At 74.0% G+C, this 16127-nt stretch carries 15 protein-coding genes and 1 other RNA gene; 10 read left to right on the top strand and 6 right to left on the bottom strand.

The features are described from left to right. Positions 1-59 precede the first annotated feature (59 nt). The 4 genes from AB0Q96_RS21690 to AB0Q96_RS21675 all read left to right on the top strand — a co-directional run bounded on the left by AB0Q96_RS21690 (position 60) and on the right by AB0Q96_RS21675 (position 4612). Complete coding sequence (locus AB0Q96_RS21690; protein ID WP_365327796.1) at positions 60-1097, top strand: iron-siderophore ABC transporter substrate-binding protein; 1038 nt, start codon at positions 60-62, stop codon at positions 1095-1097. 370 nt (positions 1098-1467) lie between these two features. Then, positions 1468-2313: a Nif3-like dinuclear metal center hexameric protein gene (locus AB0Q96_RS21685; RefSeq protein WP_365327794.1), complete on the top strand. Its 846-nt coding sequence runs from the start codon at positions 1468-1470 to the stop codon at positions 2311-2313. Continuing rightward, on the top strand, positions 2310-3053 hold the full coding sequence (locus AB0Q96_RS21680) for a C4-type zinc ribbon domain-containing protein (protein WP_365328301.1): 744 nt from the start codon (positions 2310-2312) through the stop codon (positions 3051-3053). Before AB0Q96_RS21685 ends, AB0Q96_RS21680 begins: the two co-directional genes overlap by 4 nt. Next, a complete protein-coding gene (locus AB0Q96_RS21675) occupies positions 3053-4612 on the top strand; it encodes a bifunctional RNase H/acid phosphatase (RefSeq protein WP_365327792.1) in 1560 nt (519 codons plus the stop codon). The genes AB0Q96_RS21680 and AB0Q96_RS21675 overlap by 1 nt, the downstream gene beginning before the upstream one ends. 121 nt (positions 4613-4733) lie before the next feature. Here the strand turns inward: AB0Q96_RS21675 and eda are convergent, their stop codons facing one another. Then, positions 4734-5369, bottom strand: coding sequence for a bifunctional 4-hydroxy-2-oxoglutarate aldolase/2-dehydro-3-deoxy-phosphogluconate aldolase (gene eda / locus AB0Q96_RS21670; RefSeq protein ID WP_365327790.1), 636 nt, complete (start codon positions 5367-5369; stop codon positions 4734-4736). 181 nt (positions 5370-5550) lie between these two features. Next, positions 5551-6318: a peroxide stress protein YaaA gene (yaaA, locus tag AB0Q96_RS21665; protein WP_365327788.1), complete on the bottom strand. Its 768-nt coding sequence runs from the start codon at positions 6316-6318 to the stop codon at positions 5551-5553. Positions 6319-6641: 323 nt separating this feature from the next. On the opposite strand from yaaA, the gene AB0Q96_RS21660 reads away from it, so the two are divergent. Next, a complete protein-coding gene (locus AB0Q96_RS21660) occupies positions 6642-8084 on the top strand; it encodes an RNB domain-containing ribonuclease (RefSeq protein ID WP_365327786.1) in 1443 nt (480 codons plus the stop codon). On the opposite strand, the gene AB0Q96_RS21655 is transcribed toward AB0Q96_RS21660, so the two are convergent. Together AB0Q96_RS21655 and AB0Q96_RS21650 are read right to left on the bottom strand one after the other, a co-directional pair. After that, positions 8029-8883, bottom strand: a complete 855-nt coding sequence (locus AB0Q96_RS21655) for a hypothetical protein (protein ID WP_365327784.1) — start codon at positions 8881-8883, stop codon at positions 8029-8031. The two genes, AB0Q96_RS21660 and AB0Q96_RS21655, sit on opposite strands and share 56 nt — an antisense overlap. Further along, positions 8880-9623 carry a MerR family transcriptional regulator gene (locus tag AB0Q96_RS21650; RefSeq protein ID WP_365328299.1) on the bottom strand — a complete coding sequence of 248 codons (744 nt, stop codon included), beginning with the start codon at positions 9621-9623 and terminating at the stop codon, positions 8880-8882. Before AB0Q96_RS21650 ends, AB0Q96_RS21655 begins: the two co-directional genes overlap by 4 nt. Before the next feature lie 192 nt (positions 9624-9815). Here AB0Q96_RS21650 and rnpB point away from each other — a divergent pair. After that, an RNA gene (rnpB, locus tag AB0Q96_RS21645) (RNase P RNA component class A) lies at positions 9816-10214 on the top strand. A 45-nt stretch (positions 10215-10259) separates the two neighbouring features. Here rnpB and AB0Q96_RS21640 read toward each other — a convergent pair. After that, positions 10260-11288 carry a PASTA domain-containing protein gene (locus tag AB0Q96_RS21640; RefSeq protein WP_365327782.1) on the bottom strand — a complete coding sequence of 343 codons (1029 nt, stop codon included), beginning with the start codon at positions 11286-11288 and terminating at the stop codon, positions 10260-10262. Positions 11289-11444: 156 nt separating this feature from the next. Here AB0Q96_RS21640 and AB0Q96_RS21635 point away from each other — a divergent pair, with 156 nt between their 5' ends. Further along, complete coding sequence (locus AB0Q96_RS21635) at positions 11445-11768, top strand: nuclear transport factor 2 family protein (RefSeq protein WP_365327780.1); 324 nt, start codon at positions 11445-11447, stop codon at positions 11766-11768. A 33-nt stretch (positions 11769-11801) separates the two neighbouring features. On the opposite strand, the gene AB0Q96_RS21630 is transcribed toward AB0Q96_RS21635, so the two are convergent. Continuing rightward, positions 11802-12545 carry an SDR family oxidoreductase gene (locus tag AB0Q96_RS21630; protein ID WP_365327778.1) on the bottom strand — a complete coding sequence of 248 codons (744 nt, stop codon included), beginning with the start codon at positions 12543-12545 and terminating at the stop codon, positions 11802-11804. A gap of 136 nt (positions 12546-12681) precedes the next feature. On the opposite strand from AB0Q96_RS21630, the gene AB0Q96_RS21625 reads away from it, so the two are divergent. Genes AB0Q96_RS21625 through AB0Q96_RS21615 form a run of 3 tightly spaced genes read left to right on the top strand, consistent with a single transcriptional unit; the run spans position 12682 to position 16124 of the window. Then, positions 12682-14325 carry an alkaline phosphatase D family protein gene (locus AB0Q96_RS21625; protein WP_365327776.1) on the top strand — a complete coding sequence of 548 codons (1644 nt, stop codon included), beginning with the start codon at positions 12682-12684 and terminating at the stop codon, positions 14323-14325. 32 nt (positions 14326-14357) lie between these two features. Further along, positions 14358-15632, top strand: coding sequence for a multidrug effflux MFS transporter (locus tag AB0Q96_RS21620; protein WP_365327774.1), 1275 nt, complete (start codon positions 14358-14360; stop codon positions 15630-15632). A 15-nt stretch (positions 15633-15647) separates the two neighbouring features. After that, a complete protein-coding gene (locus AB0Q96_RS21615) occupies positions 15648-16124 on the top strand; it encodes a hemerythrin domain-containing protein (RefSeq protein ID WP_365327772.1) in 477 nt (158 codons plus the stop codon). Positions 16125-16127 lie beyond the last annotated feature (3 nt).

Genomic DNA, 16127 nt, shown 5'->3' with positions numbered 1-16127 from the left:
AACCCGGTGCTCCGTCTCGGGGTCGCGAGCCGTCCCCGTATGCGTACAGGAGAGCCCTCATGTCCTTCCGCCGCCGCGGCACCGCCGCCGCCGCCCTCAGCCTCGCCGCCGCGCTCACCCTCGCGGCCTGCGGAGGCGGTGACGGCTCCTCGGACGGGGCCAAGAAGGACGAGGGCGGCAAGAAGAAGGACGTCGCCGTCGGCGGCAAGGACTTCGGCGACGCGGCGGCCAAGACCGCCGCCCTGGGGACGGACGCCAAGCCGGGCCAGTTCCCGCGCACCCTCACCCACGCCCTCGGCAAGACCGAGATCCCCGCCGCGCCCAAGCGCGTGATCGTCCTCGACGTCGGCGAGCTCGACAACGTCGTCTCCCTCGGCGTCAAGCCCGTCGGCTACGCCCCCTCCGAGGGCGACGACGGCATCCCCGGCTACCTGAAGAAGGACGCCGGCAACCCCAAGTCCGTCGGCACCATCAACAACCTCAACCTGGAGGCGATCGCCAACCTCCAGCCCGACCTCATCCTCGGCAGCCAGCTGCGCGCCGCGGACAAGTACGACGAGCTGTCGAAGATCGCCCCCACCGTGTTCTCCATCCGCCCGGGCTTCACCTGGAAGGAGAACTACCTGCTCAACGCCGCCGCCCTGGACAAGAGCGCGGAGGCGAAGACCAAGCTGGACGCCTACGAGGCCAAGGCGAAGCAGCTCGGGACCGACATCGGGGCCGACAAGCCGACCGTCTCCATGGTCCGCTACCTCCCCGGCAAGATCCGCCTGTACGCCAAGGCATCCTTCATCGGCACCATCCTGGAGGACGCCGGCCTGCCCCGGCCCGCCAACCAGCAGGTGAACGACCTGGCCGTCGAGGTCAGCCCCGAGAAGATCGACCAGGCGGACGGCGACTGGATCTTCACCGGCGTCTACGGAGACCCCAAGTCCACCAAGCGGGACACCGCCCAGGCCAACCCGCTCTGGAAGAACCTGAAGGCGGTCAAGGCCGGCCAGGCCAAGGACGTCCCGGACGAGACCTGGTACCTCGGCCTCGGCGTCACCGCCGCGAACAGCGTCCTCGACGACCTGCGGGCCGACCTTGTGAAGTAGGGGAGTGGGGGGCGGGCGTGCGGCGGGCGTGTCGCTCGCCCTGCCCCGCCGGGCGGGCCGCGCTGCCCTGCGGGGGCGCCCTGCCCGCCCGGGTAGGGGCGGCTCCGCCCGGCGAGTCGGGGGCGTCCACTCGACAGGGCAGGGGCGTCCACTCGACAGGACGAGGCCGTGCTGCCCGGGCAGCAGGGGCGCCCACCCGGCCGGGCAGGGCGGCAACCCGGCCGGAGCGGGGCGCCCATCCCACCGGACCGGGTTGCCCACCCCGCCGGACCGGGTTGTCCACTCCGCCGGACCGGGTTGTCCACCCGCCCGGAGTGGGTTGTCCACAGGCCAGGACGGCGGGGCACGTGGGGCAGGTAGCCTTTCCCTCGTGCCCCGTCTGTCTGAAGTCATCGCCGAGCTCGACGCCCTCTGGCCGCCCGAGCGGGCCGAGCAGTGGGACGCCGTCGGCACCGTCTGCGGCGACCCCGACGCCGAGGTCTCCCGCGTGCTCTTCGCCGTGGACCCCGTGCAGGAGATCGCCGCCGAGGCCATCGCCCTCGGCGCCGACCTGATCGTCACCCACCACCCGCTCTACCTGCGCGGGACGACGACCGTCGCGGCCTCCCACTTCAAGGGCCGGGTCGTGCACACCCTGATCAAGCACGACATCGCCCTCCACGTGGCCCACACCAACGCCGACACCGCCGACCCCGGCGTCTCCGACGCCCTCGCCGGCGCGCTCGACCTGAGGGTCACCGGACCGCTCGTCCCCGAGAACAACCTCGGACGGATCTGCGAGCTGGACACCCCCGAGACCCTGGCCGAGTTCGCCGCCCGCGCCGCCGCGCGGCTGCCCGCCACCGCGCAGGGCATCCGGGTCGCCGGTGACCCGGACATGGTGCTGCGCACGGTCGCCGTCAGCGGCGGCTCCGGCGACAGCCTCTTCGACGCCGTACGGGCGGCGGGCGTGGACGCCTTCCTCACCGCGGACCTGCGCCACCACCCCGTCTCCGAGGCGACCCAGGCCGCCGCACACGCCTCCGCCTCTTCCTCCGGCCCGCTCGGCCTGGTCGACGCCGCCCACTGGGCCACCGAATGGCCCTGGTGCGAGCAGGCCGCCGCCCAGCTCGACACGATCTCCGACCGCCACGGCTGGGACCTGCGCGTGCACGTCTCCAAGACGGTCACCGACCCCTGGTCCTCCCACCACACCTCTCCTGGAGCCCCCAACTGAACGCCGCGCCCGCCGACCAGATCCGACTCCTCGACGTCCAGGCCCTGGACGTGCGCCTCCAGCAGCTCGCGCACAAGCGCCGTTCGCTGCCCGAGCACGCCGAGATCGAGTCGCTGAACAAGGACCTCACCCAGCTGCGCGACCTGCTCGTCGCCGCGCAGACCGAGGAGAGCGACTGCGCCCGCGAGCAGACCAAGGCGGAGCAGGACGTCGACCAGGTGCGCCAGCGCGCCGCGCGCGACCAGCAGCGGCTCGACTCCGGCGCCGTCTCCTCCCCGAAGGACCTGGAGAACCTCCAGCGCGAGATCACCTCGCTCGCCAAGCGCCAGGGCGACCTCGAGGAGATCGTCCTGGAGGTCATGGAGCGCCGCGAGTCCGCCCAGGAGCGCGTCGCCGAGCTGACCGAGCGGGTCGCCGCCGTGCAGGCCAAGACCGACGACGCCACCGGCCGCCGCGACACCGCGCAGACCGAGCTGGACGCCGAGAGCGCCTCGGTCACCAAGGAGCGCGAGCTCGTGGCGGACTCCGTCCCCGCCGACCTGATGAAGCTCTACGAGAAGCTGCGCGGCCAGCAGGGCGGCGTCGGCGCGGCCCGGCTGTACCAGCGCAAGTGCGAGGGCTGCCACATCGAGCTGAACATCACCGAGCTCAACGAGGTCCGCGCCGCCGCCACCGACACGGTGCTGCGCTGCGAGAACTGCCACCGGATCCTGGTCCGCACCTCGGAGTCCGGGCTGTAATGACACCGTCGAGGGAGCTGATCGTCGAGGCCGACGGGGGCTCCCGGGGCAACCCGGGACCCGCCGGCTACGGAGCGGTGGTCCTGGACCCGGTGACGGGGGAGACCCTGGCGGAGCGGGCCGAGTTCATCGGCGTCGCGACGAACAACGTCGCCGAGTACAAGGGCCTGGTGGCCGGCCTGGCCGCCGCCAGGGAGCTGTTCCCGGACTGCACCGTCCATGTCCGCATGGACTCCAAGCTGGTGGTCGAGCAGATGTCCGGCCGCTGGAAGATCAAGCACCCCGACATGAAGCCGCTGGCGGCCGAGGCCGCCCGCGTCTTCCCGCCCGGCCGGGTCCGCTACGAGTGGATCCCGCGCGAGCGCAACAAGCACGCCGACCGGCTGGCGAACGAGGCGATGGACGCGGGGCGCCGGGGCGAGCAGTGGAGCCCCGCCGCGTCGACCGCCGCCCTGGACCTGACGGCCGACCTGGCCGCCGCCCGCAAGGCGGCGGGCGACCCGACGGCAGGCGCGGCCCGCGCCCGCGCGGCCCTGGCGGGCGCCGGTGCGGCGGGCGGTGCGGCGTTCGGAGGTTCCGCGTCCGGCGATACGGTCTCTGGCGGTTCCACGTCCGGCGGTACGGCCTCGGGCGGTGCGGCGTCCGGCGGTTCGGCGCCCGCAGGTTCCGCGTCCGGTGCGTCCGCTCGTCCGTCCTCCCCGGTGGCCGGCGGTGGGGCTGACGGCTCGGTCGTCCCCGCCTTCGGGACCGTCAGCCCCGACGAGGGCCTCTTCGCGCCGGACGCGGCCGTGGCCGCGCAGGCCCGCGCATCGCTGAGCTCCGCCGCCGCGGCTGACCGCGACGCGGCGACCGGCGACTTCGAGGCGGCGGCCGCCGAGGCGGTCCACGCGCGGCCCGCGGCCCCCGCGCCCCCGGGCTGGTCGGGCCCCGACATGGGCGCCCCGGCGACGTTCGTGCTGCTCCGGCACGGCGAGACGGCCCTCACCCCCGAGAAGCGCTTCTCCGGCAGCGGCGGGGGCGACCCCGAGCTGTCCCCGGCCGGCCTGCGCCAGGCGGAGGCCGTGGCCGCCGCGCTCGCCGCGCGCGGCACGATCCAGGAGATCGTCAGCTCCCCGCTGACCCGCTGCCGCCAGACCGCGGAGGCCGTCGCCGGCCGCCTCGGCCTGGACGTACGGATCGAGAACGGGCTGCGCGAGACCGACTTCGGCGCCTGGGAGGGCATGACCTTCGCCGAGGTCCGCGAGCGGTACAAGGACGACCTCGACGCCTGGCTGGCCTCCACGAAGGCCGCCCCGACCGGCGGCGGCGAGAGCTTCGCGACCGTCGCCCGCCGGGTCGCCGCTACCCGCGACCGCCTGACCGCCGCCTACGCGGGCCGCACGGTCCTGATGGTCACCCACGTGACCCCGATCAAGACCCTGGTACGGCTCGCCCTCGGCGCCCCGCCCGAGTCCCTGTTCCGCATGGAGCTCTCGGCGGCCTCGATCTCGGCGGTCGCCTACTACGCGGACGGCAACGCGTCGGTCCGCCTGCTCAACGACACCTCGCACTTGAGGTAGCCGAGAGGGCCGGGGCGGGTCGCGTCCGAGTCCGAGTCCGAGTCCGAGTCCGGCCAACGGACGGGCCGGTGCCGGAGTCGAATCCGGTCGGCGGTCGGGTCGGACCCGGACCCGAATCCGCTCACCCGGCCGCCGCCACCAGCCCCGACGCCTCCCGCGCCAGCGCCTCGACGCGCCCCCAGTCGCGGGCCGCGAGCGCGTCCGCCGGGAGCATCCAGGTGCCGCCGACGCACGCCACGTTCGGGAGGGCCAGGTAGCCCGGGGCGGAGCTGCGGGAGATGCCGCCCGTCGGGCAGAAACGGGCCTGGGGGAGCGGGCCCGCCAGGGACTTCAGGTACGGCACGCCGCCCGCCGCCTCCGCCGGGAAGAACTTCATGTCCGTCACCCCGCGTTCGAGCAGCGCCACGACCTCCGAGGTCGTCGAGACACCGGGGAGGAACGCCACCCCCGAGCCGCGCATCGCCTCCAGGAGGGCGTCCGTCCAGCCGGGGCTCACCAGGAACCGCGCCCCCGCGCCGACCGCGTCGGCCACGTGTGCGGGGGAGACGACCGTGCCCGCGCCGACGACCGCGTCCGGGACCTCCGCCGCGATCGCCCGGATCGCGTCGAGGGCGGCCGGGGTGCGCAGGGTCACCTCGATCGCGGCCAGGCCGCCGGCCACCAGGGCACGGGCCAGCGGTACGGCGTCGGCGGCGTCCTCGATCACGACGACCGGGACGACGGGGGCGGCGGAGGCAAGGTCAAGCACGCTCATCATGCCCCCATCCTGGCGGCGCTGAGCGATCTATGCAACGAGCGTTGCGTATGCTGCAACGTCTCGGGGTTGGGGCAAGGCAGGATCGGGCCGATCAGGCCGGTTCAGGCCGGTTCAGGAAGCGGTGTGCAAGACGCCGCGAACCCGCCCCGCCCGCCGCCCCCCCCCGACCGGCACGACACCCCTAGTGGATCTCGTCCACCAGCACGTCCAGCACCCCCGCCTTGCCGCCCTCCTCCACCACGTACCCCAGGTCCCGCAACGCCTCGGTCAGCTCCTCCCGGCCGGCCGGCGCCGCGCCCGCCTCCAGGAGGCTCCGCACGATCCGGCCCTTCGTCGCCTTGTTGAAGTGGCTGACCACCTTCCGGGTCGGCGCGTGCAGCACCCGCACCGTCGCCGTACGCGCCGCGAGCTCACCCTTCGGCTTCCACGCCGACGCGTACGCCGACGAGCGCAGGTCGAGCACCAGACCGTCCCCGGCCTCCTCCGGCAGGACCGAGGCCATCGCCCCGCGCCAGTGCGCCCCGAGCGCGCCGAGACCGGGCAGCTTCACGCCCATCGAGCAGCGGTACGACGGGATCCGGTCGCCCACCCGTACGGCCCCCCAGAGTCCCGAGAACACCAGGAGCGAACGGTCCGCCCGCTTCCGGGCGGCCGCGTCCAGCGTCGCCAGGCCCAGCGAGTCGTACAGGACCCCGGTGTAGATCTCCCCGGCGGGCCGCGCGCCGGCCGTCCGCAGCTCCGTGTTCTTCGCGACCTCGCCGCGCAGGCCCTCGCTCAGACCGAGCACCTCGCGGGCCTTCTCCTCGTCGGCGGCACACAGCTCGACCAGCTCGTCGAGCACTGCGGCCCGCGCCTCCGCGAGCCCCGGCAGCGACAGCGACTCCGGCTTGAGCGGCGCCCCACGCCCCGAGGAGGCCTTGCCTTCGGAGGGCGGCAACAGGACGAGCACGGCGGTTCTCCTTCGTACGTACGGGGGTGGGGGTGCGGCCCCGGTGCCCCAGCGTACGAGGTACCGAGGGGCCCACGGCGCCGCCTCGGACCGAGGCGCCGGGGGCCGGGCCGTCCTCCCCGGCCAAGCCGCCGCAGGGACCCGCCCGCCGCCCGCGACGAGGTGCCGTCCCCCGGTCGCCCGTATCGGGATGCTGCGTCGCCCGCGCCGAGCCGTCCGCCCCCGGGCGCCCGCGCCGAGCCGTCCCCCCCCCGCGACGGTGCCGCCCCCGTCGCCGCCCGCGACGAGGTGCCGCCCCCCGCAGCCCGTCCTACGCTCGGTCCATGCCCCGCCGACACCTCCACGTGACCGCCGCAGCGGACGCTCCGCTGTCGGCCGCCCTGCGTGCGCTCCGCACCGAGCTGGCCATCCCCGAGACCTTTCCGCCGGCCGTCCTCGCCGAGGCGGAGGCCGCGGCCAAGGCGCCGCACCTGCCCGCGTACGACGCCACCGACCTGCCCTTCTTCACCATCGACCCGCCGACCTCCCGCGACCTGGACCAGGCCATGCACCTGGCCCGGCGGCCCGAGGGCGGCTACCGCGTCCACTACGCGATCGCCGACGTCGCCGCGTTCGTCACCCCGGGCGGCGCCCTCGACGCCGAGGCGCACCGGCGGGCCACCACGCTCTACCTGCCCGACGGCAAGGTGCCGCTGCACCCGCCCGTGCTCTCCGAGGGCGCGGCCAGCCTCCTCCCCGGCAACACCGCCCCCGCCCTGCTCTGGCGCATCGACCTCGACGCCGAGGGGCGCCAGGTCGCCGTGGACGTGCGCAGGGCCCTCGTCCGCAGCCTGACCAAGCTGGACTACGCGGGCGCGCAGGCCCTGATCGACGCGGGCACCGCCGAGGAGCCGCTCGCCCTCCTCGCGACCATCGGCCCCCTCCGGGAACGGCTGGAGATCGAACGCGGCGGGGTCTCCCTCAACGTGCCCGAGCAGGAGGTCGTCGAGACCAACGGCACCTACACGCTCGACTACCGTGCCCCGCTGCCCGTCGACGGCTGGAACGCCCAGATCTCCCTGCTCACCGGAATGGTCGCCGCCGACCTGATGATCGCGGCGGGCACCGGCGTGCTGCGCACCCTGCCGCCCGCCCCCGACGGGGCCGTCGCCAAGCTGCGGCTCTCCGCGAAGGCCCTCGGGATCGAGTGGCCGCACCACGTCTCGTACGCGGAGCTGATCCGTTCCCTCGACCCGAACAACGGCCGGCACGCCGCCTTCCTCCAGGACGCCACCAGCCTGCTGCGCGGCTCCGACTACACGCCCTTCACCGGCGGGCACATCCCCACCCCGGCGGTGCACGCGGCCGTCGCCGACGAGTACACCCACTGCACGGCCCCGCTGCGGCGGCTCATCGACCGCTACACCGGCGAGCTGAGCCTCGCCGCCGCCGCGGGCACCCCGCCGCCCGACTGGGTGCTGAGCGCGCTCGACACCCTGCCGCAGGACATGGCGAAGGGGACGAAGCTGGCCAACAAGGCCGAACGGGAGAGCGTCGACATCGTCGAGGCCGCCCTGATGAGCCATCGGATCGGCGAGACCTTCGACTCGGTCGTCATCGACGTCCAGGAACACGAACCGGACGTCGGCACCGTCCACCTGCCGGACCCGGCCGTGATCGGCCGGGTCGAGGCCGACGGGGCGCCGCTGCCGCTCGGCGACCCGCTGCGGGTCAGGCTGACGCAGGCGGATCCGGGACGGGCGAAGGTCCTGTTCGCGCCGGCGTAGCGGCGTCACCGCCACCGGCCGCGAGCGCCTCCCGCGCCTCCCGCAGCGCGCGGACGAGCGCCCGCGCGTCGTCGGCGTGGAGGCGGACGAGGCGCACCGGCCGGGGCGGCCCGAGCAGCCGGGGCGCGGGCACCGGCTCGGTCAGCTCGACGGTGAGGGAGGTCTGCGAACCGACGGCCAGGTTCAGCTCGCCCTCCGCCTTCTCGTGCGAGAACAGCGACTCGTGGCGGACGGAGGCGATCCGCTCCAGCGGGATGCGCACGTCCACGTGGGCGGCCTGCCGCACCCGCAGCGCGTCCTCGGTGAGCAGGTGCGGCCGGGTCGCGGAGGCGGCGTGCAGGCCGAGCACGAACAGCACGGTGTACACGTCGAGGACGAGGAAGACGGCGTGCACCACCGGCCACTCCGCCAGCAGGTACGACATGCCGACGGTCTCCACGACGCAGACGAAGGCGAAGCCGTACATGAGGGCCGCCTGGTCCCGCGCGTGCGGGAACGCGGTGGCGCCCGGCCCGACGCCGTGCGGCCGGCGGACGACCCAGCGCGCCAGGCTCGCCATCAGCCGCAGCTCGTGCCCGGCCAGCCGCAGCACGGGCTCCGGCACGAGCCGTTCGAGCGCGGCCCGCCGGGAGAGCCCGCGCCGCCGCAGCCGCAGATAGGCGAAGGTCTCGACGCCGGCCACCAGCAGCACGGCGGCCTCGGCGCCGACGAGCACCGCCCCGGGGATCCGTACCCCCGCGACGAGACAGACGACGAGCGCGAACTCGGCGGGCAGCAGTATGCAGGCCAGGTACCTCATCGCGCGGCCCGCTCCCACACCAGCCGCAGCGCCTGCCGTACGACGGCGGCCTGGGCCGGGGCGAGGTCGGCGAAGAAGACGTCGGCGAGCCCGCTCCCGGGCGGCTCCACGACGGCCTCGTCCGGCAGACAGGCGGCGAGCAGCGCGGCGGCCTCCCCGACCCGAGGGTCGTCGGGCGCCGCGTCCGCGAGGGCGTCGAGGCGCGCATACAGCTCGGGCGCGTGCCCGGACGCCTCCCGCATCAGCTCCATCAGCCGGGCCCGCTCCTCCGCCGGCACCACGGTGTCGAGCAGGGTCAGCAGCTCCCGGTCCTTCGCGGCCATCGGCGACGCGGCCAGTCCGGGCGCCTCGCCCAGCTCCGCGAAGAGCGCCGCCAGCTCCGCCGACACCGGCCCGTCCGCCGCGAGCCGCCCCGCCCGCGCCTGCGCGAGCAGCTCCCCGAGCCGCGCCCGCCGCTCCCCGATCACCCGCTCCTGCCGCGCCAGGTCCCCGTCGAGCTCCTCCAGCACCTCCACCAGCTCCCGCCCGGCATCGTCCGCGAGCACGTCCCGCACCTCGTCGAGCCCGAGCCCCAGCTCGGTCAGCCGCCGGATCCGGGCGAGCAGCACGGCGTCCCGCACCCCGTACTCCCGGTACCCGTTGGCCCGCCGCTGGGGCTCGGGCAGCAGCCCGAGGTGGTGGTAGTGCCGCACGGCCCGCGGGGTGACCCCGACGAGCGCGGCGATCTCGCCGATCCGCATCCCTGTGCCCCTGCTCATGCCCCCAGTAGAAACCTTGCCGCCGCGACAAGGTCAAGCGTCCTCCGGGGCGCGGTACGGATCATGTGCCACGATCGACCGCGACACCACGCGCCCCAGCTACGCCCGGTCGGCTTCGACCTGGAGACGGCCGAGTTCGTGTGAATCGGCAGGTAGCATGGTCGGCACGGCAGACGAGCCGGGCGGGCGGCCGCGTGGAGACCTCCGGGTCTTCCCGAGGAACGTCCGGGCTCCACAGGGCAAGGTGGTGGCTAACGGCCACCCGGGGTGACCCGCGGGACAGTGCCACAGAAAACAGACCGCCAGGGACTTCGGTCCCCGGTAAGGGTGAAACGGTGGTGTAAGAGACCACCAGCGCCTGAGGTGACTCAGGCGGCTAGGTAAACCCCACCAGGAGCAAGGTCAAAAGGGAACACCCCGGTGTTCCTGCGCGGACGATCGAGGGCTGCCCGCCCGAGTCCGCGGGTAGACCGCACGAGGCCGGCGGCAACGCCGGCCCTAGATGGATGGCCGTCACCCCGACGACCGCGAGGTCCCGGGGTACAGAACCCGGCGTACAGCCCGACTCGTCTGCCCCTCACACGTGAAGCCCCCGCCTGGACGGGGGCTTCGGCCGTCTCAGCTCCCGTAGCCCCACCGTGCGCGGCCGTCCTTGCCCATGAAGCACTTCGCCGGGCGGCCGTCGGTGGTGACGCCGGTCGCTCCGACGGGCGCGCAGAAGCGGCCGTACTGGATGCCCGTCTGGCCGCCCCCACCCGAGCCCGAGCCTGAGCCCGATCCTGACCCCGAGCCCGAGCCCGAGCCCGTTCCGCGGTGGTGGTCCCTGTCGTTGTCGTCGTCCGTGTGCAGTCGCGTGTACTCGTCCGACGGGCACCTCGTCCCCGGTGCCACGAGCTTCAGGCGGGCGGTCTCGGTCTTCGGGTGTTCGATCGGCTCGTTCGGCTCGGGGTCCTGGAAGCAGACCTTCCACGCGTCGGGGTCGGACGGCGGGGGCACGTCGGTGTAGGCGCCGTCCGCTTCGATCCGGGTGATCCCGGTCGGGCGGATGGCCGCCGACGCCTTCTCGAAGGTCATGCCGACGACCTTCGGCATCCTCGGCCACGGCACCGGCGCCCCGTCGCGCGGCGGGCAGGGCGCCTCCACCCGTACGACGCCGAAGTCGACCTTCGTGCGGCGCCCGTCGCGGGCCGTCGCCGTCTGGAAGCAGACCCGCCAGTTGCTGTCCACCAGCTGCTGCTGGTCCCGGTCGGAGGCGTCGTGCGAGGCGGGGCGGAACCCGGCCTCGTAGGCGGCGGCAACCGCCTCCTTGAGGTTCATGCCGACGTAGTCCGGCGGGACGGTCGGCCTGGTCGGCGTCGCGGTCGGGGTCGGGCTCGCGGTCGCCACCGGCGGTGGCGTCGGGCGCTTCGCGTCGGCGGGCCCGCCCGCGGCCGGCTGTTCCGGGTCGGAGGTCACCGCCGCCAGGAACCACAGCCCGGACAGCACCGTGGCCGTGATCTTCCCGTTCCGGCTCCACCCGCTCCGCCAGGCGAAGAGGACCCCGAGCGGAGGGAACAGGAACAGCAGGGCGACGATGCCGCCGGGACGCCTCCACCACCTGGGGCGCGGGACCGTGGGCGGGGGTATGGGGGGCGCCTGGCGTGACATCAGGGGGTTCTCCGGGAAAGGGGGTTCGCCGAGTGGAGGCGTCCCGGAGTGTACTGTTCCGGATCTCCGTGCCCGCGGTCGGTCCCGCTGGTCCACGCGGGGGCCGTCGCGGTGTCGGTCCGGGGGCCGGCGCGCCCCGCGGTGTACGGGTGGTCCATGACCATTCCCGTGGAGCAGCTCAGCGACCCCACCGTGCGGGCCTTCGTCGCCGCCCTCAACGCCAACGACCGGCAGGCCTTCTCCGCGGTCCTCGCGCCCGGGGCCACCATGTCCGACGACGGGTCGGAGCGTGACGTGGCCGACTGGACCGAGCGGGAGATCTTCTCCTCCGGCGGTCACATGGACGTCGAGGCGGAGGCGGACGGCGGACTCGCCCTCGTCGCCGACTACCGCAACGACACCTGGGGTGCGATGAGGACCGCCTGGCGGTTCACCGTCGACGGGGGGAAGGTGGCGCGGTTCGAGACCGGTCAGGCCTGATCGCCCATCAGCCCTCAGCCCCTCCGTACGGCCTCACCCCCGCCCGATGTACGGCATCCCCGTCGCCATCACCGTCGCGAACTGCACGTTCGCCTCCAGCGGCAGGGCCGCCATGTGTACCACCGTCGCCGCCACGTCCGCCGCGTCCATCACCGGTTCCGTCGCCAGTTCTCCGTTGGCCTGGAGGATGCCGGTCTGCATGCGGGTCGTCATCTCCGTCGCCGCGTTGCCGATGTCGAGCTGGCCGCAGGCGATCCGGTACGGGCGCCCGTCCAGCGACAGGGACTTCGTCAGGCCCGTCATCGCGTGCTTCGTCGCCGTGTACGCGATCGAGTGCGGGCGCGGTACGTGGGCCGAGATGGAGCCGTTGTTGATGATCCGGCCGCCCTGCGGCGACTGGTCCTTCATCGTGCGGAAGGCGGCCTGCGCGCACAGGAACGCGCCCGTCAGGTTGACGTCCACCACCTGGTGCCAGGTCGCGTGGTCCAGGTCCTCCACGGGGACGCCGCCGCCCGCGAACGTACCCGCGTTGTTGAAGAGCAGGTCGACCCGGCCGAAGCGGTCCCGTACCGCCTCGAAGAGGGCCGCGACCTGGTCGGCGGAGGTCACGTCCGTGGGGACGCACAGGACGTCGGAGGGGGAGAGGGGGGCCGCCGTCTCCTCCAGGGGGGCCAGTCGGCGGCCCGCCAGGGCCACTTGCCAGCCGGCCGCCGCCAGGGCCCGCGCCACGCTCCGGCCGATGCCCGATCCCGCTCCCGTCACCACTGCGATGCTCATGGGCGCGCAGCGTACGGCAGACCCGTGCCCCGTGAACTCATCCGTCCGACACGTGGATGTCCTGCACGCGACAACATGAGGTCGCCCCGCCCTCCTGTAATAAACGGAAGGACAACATCCGTCAGGGGAGGGTTACATGACCGCCGTACGGACCCACCAGGCCCAGGCCGACGAACTGCGCGCCGTCGCCCGTCACTTAGGGCGCCGCCGCTTCCTCACCGTCACCGGTGCCGCCGCCGCGCTCGCCTTCGCGGTGAACCTGCCCGCCGCCGGCACGGCCGCCGCCGCCGAGCTCGACCCGCGCCGCATCTCCGAGGACCCGTTCACCCTGGGGGTGGCGTCCGGCGACCCGCTGCCCGGATCCGCGCTGCTGTGGACGCGGCTCGCCCCCCGCCCGTACGAGACGGGCGGCGGCCTGCCCACCGGCAGCCGGGTCACCGTCCGCTGGGAGCTCGCCCACGACGAGCGGTTCCGGCGCGGGCTGCGGCGGGGGAGCGCGATCGCCCACCCCGAGTTCGACCACACCGTCCACGTCGAGGTCCCCGACCTCGGGCCCGGGCGGGTCTACTTCTACCGGTTCCGCGTCGGGAGCTGGACCAGCCCCGTCGGCCGGACCCGCACCGCGCCCGCTCCCGGCGCGCACAACACCCGCCTGAAACTGGCCGCCGTCTCCTGCCAGGCGTACCACGACGGCTACTTCACGGCCTACCGCCACCTCGCCGACGAGGACCTCGACGTCGTCTTCCACCTCGGCGACTACCTCTACGAGTACGCCGTGAACAGCGCCGGCGGCGCCCGCGCCTACCAGGACCGGGTCCTTCCCGGCGTCTTCGACAAGGAGACGCTGACCCTCGACGACTACCGGCTGCGCTACGCCCTCTACAAGTCCGACCCGGACCTGATCGCCGCGCACGCCGCGCACCCCTTCGTCGTCACCTGGGACGACCACGAGACCGAGAACAACTACGCGGGCGACACCCCCGAGAACGACGTGCCGCCGGAGGAGTTCCTCATCCGCCGCGCCGCCGCCTACCGCGCCTACTGGGAGAACCAGCCGCTGCGCCGCCCCCAGCGGCCCCAGGGCCCGGACATGCGCCTGTACCGGCGGCTGCGCTTCGGGCGGCTCGCCCAGTTCGACATCCTCGACACCCGCCAGTACCGCTCGGACCAGGCGTACGGCGACGGCTGGCAGGTCCCCGGCCCCGAGTCCGAGGACCCGGCGCGCACCCTGACCGGCGCCGCCCAGGAACGCTGGCTGCTCGACGGCTGGCGCGACGCGCGCGCCCGCTGGAACGTCGTCCCGCAGCAGGTCGTCCTCTCCGAGCGCCGCAACGTCCCCACCGACGCGTACAAACTGTCCATGGACTCCTGGGACGGCTACCCCGCCTCCCGGCAGCGCGTCCTCGACGGGGCGCGGGCGGCCGGGGTCGAGAACCTGATGGTGCTCACCGGCGACGTCCATGTCGCCTACGGCCTCGACATCAAGGCCGACTTCCGCGACCCCGGCTCCCGGACCCTCGGCACCGAGATCGTCACCACGTCCGTCACGAGCGGGAAGGACGGCAGCGAGCGGCCCGCCAACCACGCCAACCTGACGCGGGCCAATCCGCACCTGAAGTTCTACGACGGGCGGCGGGGCTACGCGACCGTCACGCTCGGGCAGGACAGCGCACGGGCCGACTTCCGTACCGTCTCCGCCGTCACGACCCCCGGCGCCCCGATCACCACCGCCGCGTCCTTCGTCACCGAGGCGGGCGACCCCGGGCTCACCCCCGCCTAACATAGGGAAGGATTCAACGAAACGGAGCAGTAATGCCGGAGAGCGGCCGGACCACCACCAAAGCCCACATAGCCGACGTACCGGTCGCCACCGCCCGTAAGGCGGGGCTGCTCGTGACCCTCGTGCTCGGCGGTCTCACCGCCCTCCCGCCGCTCTCCATGGACATGTACCTGCCGGCCCTGCCGGAGGTCACCGAGGTGCTCCGCGCACCCGCCGCCACCGTCCAGCTCACCCTGACCGCCTGCCTCGCCGGCATGGCGCTCGGCCAGCTCGTCGTCGGCCCCATGAGCGACAAGTGGGGCCGGCGCCGGCCGCTGCTCGTCGGCATGGTCGTGTACGTCCTCGCGACCGCCGTCTGCGCCCTCGCCCCCTCCGCCGGACTCCTCATCGGCTTCCGGCTGCTCCAGGGCCTCGCGGGCGCCGCCGGCATCGTCATCGCCCGCGCCGTCGTCCGCGACCTGTACGACGGCGTCGAGATGGCCCGCTTCTTCTCCACCCTGATGCTGATCTCCGGCGTCGCCCCCGTCGTCGCCCCGCTCATCGGCGGCCAGATCCTGCGGATCACCGACTGGCGGGGCGTCTTCTACGTCCTCACCGGCGTCGGGATCGTCCTCACCCTGGTCGTCTGGCGCTTCCTCCACGAGAGCCTGCCGCCGGAGCGGCGCCACGCGGGCGGCGTCGGCGAGGCCCTGCGCACCATGCGGAGCCTGCTCGCCGACCGCGTCTTCGCCGGCTACATGCTGGCCGGCGGGCTCGCCTTCGCCGTCCTCTTCGCCTACATCTCCGCCTCGCCCTTCGTCGTCCAGGAGATCTACGGGGCCTCCCCGCAGACCTTCAGCCTCCTCTTCGGCGTCAACTCGGTCGGCCTCGTCGCCGTCGGCCAGATCAACGGGCGGCTGCTCGTCGGCCGGGTCAGCCTGGACAAGGTGCTCGGCTGGGGCCTCGGCATCATCCTGCTCGCCTCCGTCGCGCTGCTCCTGATGACCACCGGCGTCTTCGGCGAGCCGGGCCTCACGGCCGTCGCCGCCGGCCTCTTCGTGCTGATGTCGGCGATGGGCCTCGCCCTGCCCAACACCCAGGCCCAGGCCCTCATGCGCACCCCGCACGCGGCCGGCTCCGCCTCCGCCCTGCTCGGCTCCTCCTCCTTCCTCATCGGCGCCGTCGCCTCGCCGCTCGTCGGCATCGCCGGCGAGACCACCGCCGTCCCCATGGCGGTCGTCCAGGTCTGCTGCGCGGTCGCCGCCGGCGCCTGCTTCCTGCTGCTCTGCCGCCCCTGGCGCGTCGCGGCGGAGAAGCGGAACCCCTGATGTGACGATCCGGGCATGTGCCACTACTGCGGTTGCCGTGACATTCCCCTGATCAAGGAATTCATCGCCGAGCACGAGGCCGTCACCGACCTCGGCGGGGACGCGGTCCGTGCCCTGGAGGCCGGCGACCGCACCCGCGCCGCCGCGCTCGCCGCCGAGATGGCGGTGCTGCTGCGCGCGCACTGGGCGGGCGAGGAGGCGGGCCTCTTCGCGGTGATGAGCGAGAACGAGGAGTACGCGGCCTACGTCGACGCCCTCGAACGGGAGCACCGCGAGCTCGCCGCCTTCCTCGCCGCCCTGGACCTGGACGCCCCCGAGCAGCGCACCGCCTTCGTCGAGGCCGTCGACGAACTCCACGCCCACATCGCCAAGGAGGAGGACGGCCTCTTCCCCGCCTCCCTCACCGAACTCACCGGCCCCCAGTGGAACCTCGCGATGTCCGCCTGGAGCACGGTCCACGGCCGGCAGGTCGGCGCCCCGACGGGCGCCTAGAAT

Origin of the sequence: Streptomyces sp. NPDC093111, from assembly GCF_040683955.1 — a bacterium.
Taxonomy (GTDB): Bacteria; Actinomycetota; Actinomycetes; order Streptomycetales; family Streptomycetaceae; genus Streptomyces.
This window is presented reverse-complemented; position numbering and strand designations above follow the sequence as displayed.